2 protein-coding genes are annotated in these 882 nt (G+C 64.1%); both read right to left on the reverse strand.

The genetic code is table 11. The features are described from left to right. Positions 1-98 precede the first annotated feature (98 nt). Entirely contained in the window at positions 99-455 is a 357-nt protein-coding gene (locus tag D4B81_RS17840; protein WP_161965302.1) for an Imm8 family immunity protein, read from the reverse strand. Between the two features lie 82 nt (positions 456-537). Beyond that, on the reverse strand, positions 538-882 hold a 345-nt coding region (locus tag D4B81_RS18625; protein WP_202613772.1), incomplete at its 5' end, for a hypothetical protein.

Consider the following 882-nt stretch of genomic DNA (forward strand, 5'->3'; position numbering starts at 1 on the left):
ATCGAGCGCTTCCAGGTCGAACGGTTCGCTCATACACCAAGTGTAATACAGACGACTACGCACGCACATGCCGCTGGTCGGGAGCCCTGTCTCAAGGATCAGGCCGTGTAGTCCTCGAACTCCCAGAAGCCGAGACGACTCAGCTTCTCGCCGATGCCGGACCAGGTTTGTGCCTCAACTTCTTGGACTCTCGCAGAGAGCCAGGCATGAAGTGCGCGTTGGTCAAAAGACTCAAGGTCAACGACGAGGTGATGCCGCGCGTTGTAGATGCCGCCCGCGTCGCTGCACGCGCGGGCTAGCCACTCTGGCGTGCAGACTGTGACGTCGAACGACTCTTCACCAGCCGCGTCGGCAGGGCCGATCATCATGCGGGCGAGCATCGCGAACTCCACGGCATCGGCAGGGAGCGTTGCGGGGTCGGGCTCGAGGACAAGGCTCTTCAACACGGCGCGCATACGACGACATCCTGCCGCACGCGACGCACTCATTTGCCGCGCTGAGGACGGCTACGCTCGTCCGATCATGCCGCAGGTGGCACTATGCGTTGTCGGTCTGGCTCCGGGTTTCGAGCGTCGTGGTCAGTTCCCGGATCGCTGCGACGATGGCGGGGGCGGTGTCGTGGTGAGTGGTGAGCCATGCCACGACTGCTCGTACGGCGTTGAGGTTGTCCGTGTAACCGGGGATCATCTGGTGCAGCGGCAAGCCTCCGGGTAAAGAGGCATTCTCGATACGGCGGGTCGCCTCGAAGGGGTCCGGGTAGTCCAGCTCCGTGGCCGGGTCGAGCCGCACCAGCGCCAGGACGCGGTCGACCGCGTATACCTGGATGAACCGCATGGCGGCCAGGTGCTCACCCCGCAGCTCGCGGTGCAGACCGACGTAGAG

The sequence above is a fragment of the Ornithinimicrobium cerasi genome (assembly GCF_003702705.1).
Taxonomy (GTDB): domain Bacteria; phylum Actinomycetota; class Actinomycetes; order Actinomycetales; family Dermatophilaceae; genus Ornithinicoccus; species Ornithinicoccus cerasi.